At 67.3% G+C, this 8,235-nt stretch carries 7 protein-coding genes; 2 read left to right on the top strand and 5 right to left on the bottom strand.

Translation table 11 applies throughout. The annotated features are described in order from the left end of the window. Positions 1 to 344: 344 nt before the first annotated feature. Complete coding sequence (locus RT697_RS26265; RefSeq protein WP_313702568.1) at positions 345 to 2,033, bottom strand: DUF6138 family protein; 1,689 nt, start codon at positions 2,031 to 2,033, stop codon at positions 345 to 347. Positions 2,034 to 2,095: 62 nt separating this feature from the next. Further along, positions 2,096 to 3,079 carry an AraC family transcriptional regulator gene (locus RT697_RS26260; protein WP_313702567.1) on the bottom strand — a complete coding sequence of 328 codons (984 nt, stop codon included), beginning with the start codon at positions 3,077 to 3,079 and terminating at the stop codon, positions 2,096 to 2,098. A gap of 165 nt (positions 3,080 to 3,244) precedes the next feature. On the opposite strand from RT697_RS26260, the gene RT697_RS26255 reads away from it, so the two are divergent. Next, positions 3,245 to 3,988: an SDR family oxidoreductase gene (locus RT697_RS26255; protein ID WP_313702566.1), complete on the top strand. Its 744-nt coding sequence runs from the start codon at positions 3,245 to 3,247 to the stop codon at positions 3,986 to 3,988. Positions 3,989 to 4,012: 24 nt separating this feature from the next. Next, on the top strand, positions 4,013 to 4,774 hold the full coding sequence (locus RT697_RS26250) for an SDR family oxidoreductase (RefSeq protein WP_313702565.1): 762 nt from the start codon (positions 4,013 to 4,015) through the stop codon (positions 4,772 to 4,774). An 18-nt stretch (positions 4,775 to 4,792) separates the two neighbouring features. Here RT697_RS26250 and RT697_RS26245 read toward each other — a convergent pair whose 3' ends face one another. The 3 genes from RT697_RS26245 to RT697_RS26235 are packed head-to-tail and all read right to left on the bottom strand — an operon-like array spanning position 4,793 to position 8,014. Beyond that, positions 4,793 to 5,863 carry an ABC transporter substrate-binding protein gene (locus RT697_RS26245; protein WP_313702564.1) on the bottom strand — a complete coding sequence of 357 codons (1,071 nt, stop codon included), beginning with the start codon at positions 5,861 to 5,863 and terminating at the stop codon, positions 4,793 to 4,795. Further along, a complete protein-coding gene (locus RT697_RS26240) occupies positions 5,856 to 7,295 on the bottom strand; it encodes a sensor histidine kinase N-terminal domain-containing protein (protein WP_313702563.1) in 1,440 nt (479 codons plus the stop codon). Before RT697_RS26240 ends, RT697_RS26245 begins: the two co-directional genes overlap by 8 nt. 14 nt (positions 7,296 to 7,309) lie before the next feature. Further along, complete coding sequence (locus RT697_RS26235) at positions 7,310 to 8,014, bottom strand: response regulator transcription factor (RefSeq protein ID WP_313702562.1); 705 nt, start codon at positions 8,012 to 8,014, stop codon at positions 7,310 to 7,312. Positions 8,015 to 8,235: the final 221 nt, after the last annotated feature.

Below are 8,235 nucleotides of genomic sequence, written 5' to 3'. Positions count from 1 at the left end.
TCGACGGCCTCGACGGCGCGGCGCAATGCGATTCGATGATCGGGCATGGCGTGCCTCCAACGCTGGTTCAAACGTAATCGCTGCTACGTGTCACACATGGTTGTAGGTGGCGCCGGCCGGCAAGGCATGGCGGCGCACCGCTGCTGCGGATCAAAGCGGAGGGCGCGCCCCGTGGAACGTGCGATGAAGGCGGCGACCCAGCGCAGATTATCGTCGCAAATTTGCGCGCGATGATGATTTCGGCACGCTTGTCCGCAACGAAAAATGCGTGTTGATGCGGCGATACCGGGATAAATCAACCGCCGCGGAAATCCCTGTAAAACCGCCGCGCCGCGCTGCTGCGTTTATTGCGCCAGCAGCCGCAGCAGCAGCGACTTTTTCGGTTCTTCCGCCTTGCGCGCCAGCGCAGCCAGCTTCTTGTCGGATCCGAACAGCCGTTCGCGCACATGCGCCCTGAGATGCTCGGGCAGCGCGGCCAACGCGTCAGCCAGCAGGGCCAGCAGATGCGCATCTTCAATCGCGAACCCGGCGGGCAGCTTGAAGCCGTCGGTGCAGACGCACAGGCATGACACGGTGGTGGCAAGCGTGTCCGGCGTCAGGCCGTACTGTTCGAGGAACACGGTGGTGTAGCGGTCCTGCACCGACTGGTGTTCGTCGTCCACCAGATCCATGTAGTGGCGCAGCAGCGAAAAACGGCTGGAGTCGGCCAGGCCTAGCGCGAACGCCGCATAGGTGCCGGACAGGCAGGCCTTCTCGGCGTCGGCATCGGTGTACCACTCGTAGGGCTGGATGGCGGCGTGCGCATAACTCTCCAGCGCATCGTGCGCCTCCGGGTGCTGCGCGGCGTTGGCGAAGAAGCGATGCGTGTCGGACTTGGCCAGGCCCTTGATGGGCAGGTAGTGGCGCGCACGGCTTTTCAATTCGATGCGGTAGCCGGCCGGAAAGCCCGCGCGCAACAGGCTGGCGATGAAGTCCAGCGCCTGGATGTAGGCCGCCGACGACTCCTGCCGGATCTCAACGGTGACGGTGGCAAGCACGTCGTTGGCGGCGCAGATGACGTGGTCGGTCGCCAGGCGCGCGCGGTCGGCGGGAATGGCGCCGCTGCCGCTGGCAAGCATGGTCTCGGCGCGCGCGCTACCCGCGTCGCGCGCCAGTTCCAGAAAGGTCAGGCCAAGCGGCCGCGCATAGCCGGGTTCAAAGCGCAGGATCAGCGTTGCGGCGTACAGCAGCAGGTCGATGCCGCGATCATCGGGATCCAGCGTGGCGCCGGGCTTGAGCGTGTAGGTGTTCGTGCGGAAGGCGTTCTGCGACACGTCGAAATAGCGCGGCAGATACTGTTCCTCGGACCAGCGGCGCAGCGCATGAATGATGGCGCCGCGCTGCTCGGCCAGCGACTCCTGGCCCGCGTTCAGCGCCAGCACGCGCGTGAAGACGGCGATCAGCCAGGCGTAATCCGACTCGGGAAACAGGCGCTCGTCCAGCAGATGGCGGCACAGCAGGCTGATGTGCAGGCGGCCGGTGGGTTGGGTGCCGTTCAGCACTTCCTGGTCCACGTATTGCGCGACGCGTTCGCGCAGGCCTTGCTGCTTGGCTTCGTCCGTGTGGTCCACCAACGTCAGGCGCAGCCGGCCCTCGGTGGTGGGGAACTGCGCGCGAAAGCGGAAATGGTGGTCCAGGTGCGGCTTGCCGGCAAGCCGGGCGATGCGTTCAAGCACAGCCTCGCGCAGTACGGGCGCCAGCGATTCGTGGATTGCATCGGGACTGAGCGGGCCGTTGCGGCCTTCGGCGCGCAGGCCGTCTTCGTCGTCGGGCTCCCAACTGGGCATGACGTCAAACACGATGCGCGAGGGCTCGTATTCCAGCAGGATCTCGCTGTGGATGCCGGCCTGCAGCGGCGTGCGCGCCACGATCGCGTCGATGTCGTCGCGCGCTTGCAGCTTGTCGAACCAGCCATGAATGGCGGCAAGCGTTTCATCCTGGATCTGCTGGGCGGTCTTGTGGTGCAGGCCAATGGCGCGGGAGTCGTTGGACATCGTGATGCGTGAGGGTTGCGGCAATAGCGCCGAATGCTACACGATGCGGCGCCGCGCCAAGCTCAATGCCGCGACGCGAAATCGCCGATGGCGACGGCGGGCGACAGCGCGAACGACGCCTTCATGTCGCGCACTTCCTCAACAGGTGTGCGGCCGAAGAAACGCTTGAACTCGCGGCTGAACTGCGACGCGCTTTCGTAGCCCACGCGGGCCGAGGCCGACGCGGCCGTCAGGCCGTCGCGGATCATCATGAGCCTGGCCTGATGCAGCCGCGTGGACTTGATGTATTGAATGGGAGAGGTCTGCGTCACCGCCTTGAAATTGACGTGAAACGCCGGGACGCTCATGCCGGCTTCCTGCGCCAGGTGCGTGACATCCAGCGGCTGGGAATAGTCCGTATGAATGCGGCGCAGCGCGCGCGCGACGCGGCCGAAGCGGCCCGGATGCGCCAGCGCGGCACGCAGGGCGCCGCCTTGCTCGCCGTTCAGCACGCGAAAGCAGATCTCGCGCACCAGCGCCGGGCCCAGGATCTCGGCATCGAGCGGATGGCAAAGCGCGCGCAGGAGTCGCACGGTGGCGTCGGCCAGCTCGACAGACAGCGGGGTCGAGGCGATGCCGAGCGGCGCGTCGCCGTTGTGGGCGCCTGTGCCTGTGCGTGTGCTTGCTGCTTCGGGACCGTCCCCCGAGCGGTTGTCGATCGCCACCACCAGATCGGCCACGGTCGCCAGATCCATCCGTATCGACACCGCGAGCATGGGCTCCTCCTTGCTTGCCTGCGTTTCCGTGGAAAAGGGCAGGGGCACGGACAGCACCAGAAAGTGCTGTGCGTCGTAGACGTAGGTCTCATCGCCCAGAAAGCCGAGCTTGCGGCCCTGGCAGACGATGACGATGCCGGGCTCGTAAAGCACTGGCGTGCGGCCCAGCGGCCGGTCCGACCGCATGAAGCGCACGCCGTCCAGTGCGGACAGGCTGTAGCCCTCGTTGGGCGCCAGGCGGTCGATGAGGGCAATCATTTCGCGCGACAGCGGGTTGGACGGCAGCGTCATGGGGCATCCGTGGTTCGGTTCCGGTGCGGGACATTCTACCGGCGCCCATCGGGGCGGAACAGGGTGCGCGATAGGAATGGGCAAGGGTGCGATAGACGCAGGTATTCGCCCGCGGCGTCGCAGTCCTTAGCATTTGAGTCACGCAAACGACTTGGAGTAAGGACCATGACTTCGACACAAAACCGGCAATCCAAAGTGGTGCTGATCACCGGCGCCAGCAGCGGCATCGGCGAGGCCACGGCGCGGCTGCTGGCCGCGCAGGGCCACCGCGTGTTCGTCGGGGCGCGCCGCACTGACCGGCTGGAAACACTGGTGCAAGAGATTCGGGCAAACGGCGGCACGGCAGCGTTTCGCGCGCTGGACGTCACGTCGGCCGAGGACACGCGTGACTTCGTGCGCGGCGCCGAGGCGGCCTACGGGCAGGTGGACGTGATCGTCAACAACGCGGGCGTGATGCCGCTGTCGCCGCTGAATTCGCTGAAGGTGGACGAGTGGGATCGCATGATCGACGTGAACATCCGCGGCGTGCTGCACGGCATCGCCGCCGTCCTGCCGGGCATGGAACGCCAGGGGCACGGACAGGTGATCAACGTGTCTTCCATCGGCGGACTCGCCGTGTCGCCGACGGCGGCGGTGTATTGCGCGACCAAGTTCGCGGTGCGCGCGATTTCGGACGGCTTGCGTCAGGAGACCGACAAGATCCGCGTGACCGTGGTCTGCCCCGGCGTCGTCGAATCGGAACTGGCCGACACCATCACCGACGACACCGCGCGCGTGGCGATGCAGTCGTTCCGGCGCGTGGCCCTGCACCCGGACGCCATTGCGCGCGCCATTGCCTACGCCATCGAACAGCCTGACGACGTGGACGTCAGCGAAGTGGTGGTGCGCCCGACGGCCAGCCCGTATTGATCGATCAACCCAAAGGAATCACTGATGACTGCGACGACTTCTAAAGACCAACCCTTTTCCGGCCAGACCGCGATTGTGACCGGCGCCGCCAGCGGCATCGGCCTGGCCACCCTGGAACTCCTGCACGCGCAGGGCGCACGCATCGTGGCGGTGGACCGGGACGAGGCCGTGCGCGCGTTGGCGCGGCCCGGCGTCGAGCCCCTGGTGGCCGATATCTCGCGGGAAGACAGCGCCGAACGTGCGGCCAAGACCGCGATGGACCGCTTCGGCAGGCTGGACATCCTGGTGAACAACGCGGGCGTTATCATCAACAAGCCGGTGATCGACATGACGCTGGAAGACTGGAACGGCATCCTTGCCGTGAATTCCACCGGCGCCTTCCTGTTCTCACGCGAAGCGATGCGCGTGATGGTGCCGGCGGGCCGCGGCGCGATCGTCAACGTCGGGTCGTACGCTTGCTACCAGGCCTTTCCCACCATCGCGGCCTACGCCGCTTCGAAGGGCGCGCTGGCGCAGTTGACGCGCGCGTTGTCGCTGGAGGCCATCGAGCACGGCATCCGCGTGAACGCCGTGGGGTCGGGCGATGTGGTCACCAACATCACCAACCACATCCATGCGGACGGTCCCGGCTTCCTGGCCGAGCACGGCAAGAACGCGCCGATCCGGCGGGCGGCCGAGCCGCGCGAGATCGCGGAGGTCATTGCGTTTCTGGCGTCGGACAAGGCCAGCTACATTGTGGGCGCGGTGGTGATGGCCGACGGCGGCATGAGCGTGGCGCTGCGTTAACGCGCAGCCGGTGCGGCGTCAGCGCGGCGGAAAGATCGCCGCGCGCCACAGGTCCAGGAAGTGGCGCTTTTTCAGCGGGTCCAGGTACACCAGCAGCCCGACGCCCAATGCCACGGGCCGCACGCCGGCCGCGGGCACGACCGACGCGCTGACCGGCCGCATGCCGGACTCGCGCGCCAGCGCATCCTGACCGCGCGCCGACAGCAGATAGTCCAGGAACAGCGCGCCCAGGTCGCCGCGCGGCGCCTGCTTCGGAATGATGGCCGAGCGCGACAGCATCAGCGTGTAGTCCTGCGGGTAGATGATGGCGAGCGGCGCGCCGTTGTCGATGCGGTGCCGGGTATAGGACTCAAGCAGGTTGTAGGCCAGCGTCACGTCGCCGCTTTCCAGCTTGTCCAGCGCGTGTTCGGTGGACTCGTGGATGGACACGCCGTTGCGGCCGAACGCGCCAAGCAGCGCGCCCGCCATGCTGTCCAGCCGCGTGTCCTGCGTGGCCGCCAGATAGCCGATGCCGCTACCCTGCACGTCGTAGGTGGAGATGCGGCCGGCCAGCGGCTGGTCGGGCGCCTGCAGCAACGACAGCAGTTCGCGGCGGGTGTGCGGCACGCGCGCGGCATCGAGCTTGCGCGTGTTGTAGACCATCACGATGGGATCGGTGCCGATGCTGAAGACCTCGTCGCGCCAGTTGGCCCAGCCGGGCAGGGCGCGCGTCTGCGGCGATATGTGGACGCGCGCGTAGCCGTCGTTGACCAGCTTGGTCTGCAGGTCCATTGCGCTGCTGATGACGATGTCCGGCCCCGACGGAACGCCGGGCGCCTTCGCGGCGCGGGCCACGGTATCGCTGTAGAGATCCTGCGTCGACAGCTCGGTGTATTCCAGCCGCACGGACGGGTTGAGCCTGCTGAAGTCCTCCAGCACGCCGCGAAACACCTGCACGCTGTTGGAAGCGTGGACGACCAGCACGTTGCTGCTGTCCGCGGGACCCAGCGTGAGGCCGCTGCTGCTCACTTCGGCGGCGTGGCTGATCGCGGACAGCGTCAACGCGGCGATCGCGGCCAGGCCGCGCAGGATGGACAGGACGTCACGCATGATCGGCTTTCGCGGGTGAGGCGGTGGCGGGCAGAGTGACGACGGCGTCCAGCCCGCCGCCCACGCGGTTGCTCAGGCTGAGCGTGCCGCCGTGTATGTCCACGACGCGCTTGATGATGGACAGTCCCAATCCGGCGCCAGGCGAGCGGGGATTGGGGCCGCGCGCAAACCGTTCGAAGGCCGTGTTGGCCAGCGCTGGCGGAATTCCCGGCCCCTGGTCGGACACTGTAATGCGCCAGCCGCCGTCGTGCGGATCCAGCCGCACGTCGATGTGGCCGTCGTCATTGACGCCGTGGCGCAAGGCGTTGTCGATGAGATTCTTGAAGGCTTCGCGCAGCATCAGGTTGTCGCCCATGACGCGCGGCGGCTTGCTCTCGTTGGCGGACGGCAGATGCAGCCGGACGTCGGGCTGCGGGTCCGCCTGCGGGACGGTGTCGTACACGGCCTGGCTCAGCAGCTCGGCCACGTCGACGGGCTGGAACTGACGCACATTGCTGCGGTGGATGACACTGGCGTCGCTGAGCAGTTGGTTGACCAGCCGCGACAGCTTTTCGGCGTTGCGCAGCACGGCCAGCAGGCTGCGCCGCTGCTCGGCCGGATCGTCCTCGTCCAGCGCGACCTCCATCTGCGCATGCAGCGCCGCCAGCGGGGTGCGCAGCTGGTGCGCGGCCTCGGCAATGAACAGGCGCAGGGTGTCCAGGTTTTCCGACAGCCGGCCCATGAAGCCGTCCAGCGAGTGAACCAGCATGTCCAGTTCCTCCGGCACCGGCGCGGCGATAGGATGCAGGTCCGACGCGGTGCGGCCGGCCAGCTCGCGCTCGACCCGCTGGATGGGCGACAGCGACCGTTGCAAGCCCCAATAGGCAAGCGTCAGCGCGGCGGCGGTAAAACCGATCAACGCCAGCGTGCCTTGCCACAGGATGCGATCGGCCAGCGCGTTGCGCGCCTCACGCGTTTGGGCGACCTGGATGATCGCGGTCTCGGTCTCTTGCGGACCGGCCACCTTGCGTTCCATCCACGCGACGCGCACCGGCTCGCCTTGGTATTCGGTCGCGTAAAGCTGCGGCGTGCTGGCGTCGGCGTTGCCGCGTGCGGGCGGCGCGGGCAGGTCGCCGTATCCCGAGATCAGCGCACCGCGCGCCGAGGCCACGCGGTAGAACACGCGGTCGCGCGGCGCCTGCTCCAGCAGCGCCAAGGCCGCGTAGGGCATGTCCATCTGCCACTCGCCCTGCACGAGCTGCAGGCTGTCGGCCATGGACAGCACGGACGCGCGCAGTAGCTGATCGTAGGTGGTGTCGGCGGTCTGGTGCGCATAGCCGCGCACCAGCAGGTAGATCGCGCCCAGTCCGACCGCGAACAGCGCGCCGAGCACGGTCAGCAGCCGGCGGCGCACGGAAATTCGGCGGGGCTGCTCGGAACGCGGCCGGTTCATGGTGTTGCGCGCCGCTACGGATGCGGCGTGGCCGGGGGCTCGCCGTCCGCGCCGCCCGCCGCCGTCAGCAGGTAGCCGGTGCCGCGCTGCGTCTCGATGCGCAGCGGCGAGCCTTCCAGCTTGCGGCGCAGCCGGGCGATGTAGACCTCGATGGCATTGGGCGCGGCGTCGTCGTCAAAGGCGAACAGCTTGTTCGCGATTTCCGACTTGCTGACGGCGCGGTTCATGCCGGCCAGCAGGATCTCGAGCAGGCTGAACTCGCGTTTGGGCAGGTCGATGCGCCGTCCGGCCAGCGTCACCTGCCGCGCGGCGCTGTCGATGACCAGTTCGCCAAAACGCAGGGTGCCCGTGGCCTGCGGGCTGGGCCGGCGCAGCAGCGCGCGGCAGCGCGCTTCCAGTTCGCGGAAATCGAAGGGCTTGGCCAGGTAGTCGTCCGCGCCGGTATCCAGGGCGTGCACGCGGTCTTCGATGTCGATGCGCGCGGTCAGCGCCAGGACGGGCGTCTTGCTGCCGCGGTCGCGCAGCCGGTGCAGGATGTCAAAGCCCGACATGCGCGGCAGGCCGATGTCCAGGATGACGAGATCGAAGGTCTCGTACTGCAGGACGCCGTCGGCGTTCAGGCCATCGTTCTGGCTGTCGACGGCATGGCCGAGACGACGCAGCCGGCGCACGAGTGCGTCGGACAAATCCTCATCGTCTTCGATTACCAGAATGCGCATAGCGGCGATTGTCGCATAGCAAGTTGACGGGTCGCGGCCGACGAAAACGACAGGTTCCAGACAGCTTTTCTTCCTAGTCTTGCGTACCCGCTTCCCCAGCCGGAGGCAGGCACACATAACAACGACTAGCTGGAGATAACCCTCATGCTTCTGACCCTGCTTGGCTTCGGCATGGTGATCACGTTCATGACGCTGATCATGACCAAGCGCCTGTCGCCGCT

The organism is Achromobacter sp. (genome assembly GCF_032113835.1).
Taxonomy (GTDB): domain Bacteria; phylum Pseudomonadota; class Gammaproteobacteria; order Burkholderiales; family Burkholderiaceae_B; genus Achromobacter.
Note: the sequence above shows the minus strand (reverse complement) of the source record. Positions and strands in the feature narration are given on the sequence as shown.

Bases quoted from the DNA above. Each gene is read 5' to 3' on its own strand.
- RT697_RS26250 (WP_313702565.1), top strand. From the start codon at position 4,013: ATGACTGCGACGACTTCTAAAGACCAACCCTTTTCCGGCCAGACCGCG.
- RT697_RS26255 (WP_313702566.1), top strand. From the start codon at position 3,245: ATGACTTCGACACAAAACCGGCAATCCAAAGTGGTGCTGATCACCGGC.
- RT697_RS26235 (WP_313702562.1), bottom strand. From the start codon at position 8,014: ATGCGCATTCTGGTAATCGAAGACGATGAGGATTTGTCCGACGCACTC.
- RT697_RS26240 (WP_313702563.1), bottom strand. From the start codon at position 7,295: ATGAACCGGCCGCGTTCCGAGCAGCCCCGCCGAATTTCCGTGCGCCGC.
- RT697_RS26245 (WP_313702564.1), bottom strand. From the start codon at position 5,863: ATGCGTGACGTCCTGTCCATCCTGCGCGGCCTGGCCGCGATCGCCGCG.
- RT697_RS26265 (WP_313702568.1), bottom strand. From the start codon at position 2,033: ATGTCCAACGACTCCCGCGCCATTGGCCTGCACCACAAGACCGCCCAG.
- RT697_RS26260 (WP_313702567.1), bottom strand. From the start codon at position 3,079: ATGACGCTGCCGTCCAACCCGCTGTCGCGCGAAATGATTGCCCTCATC.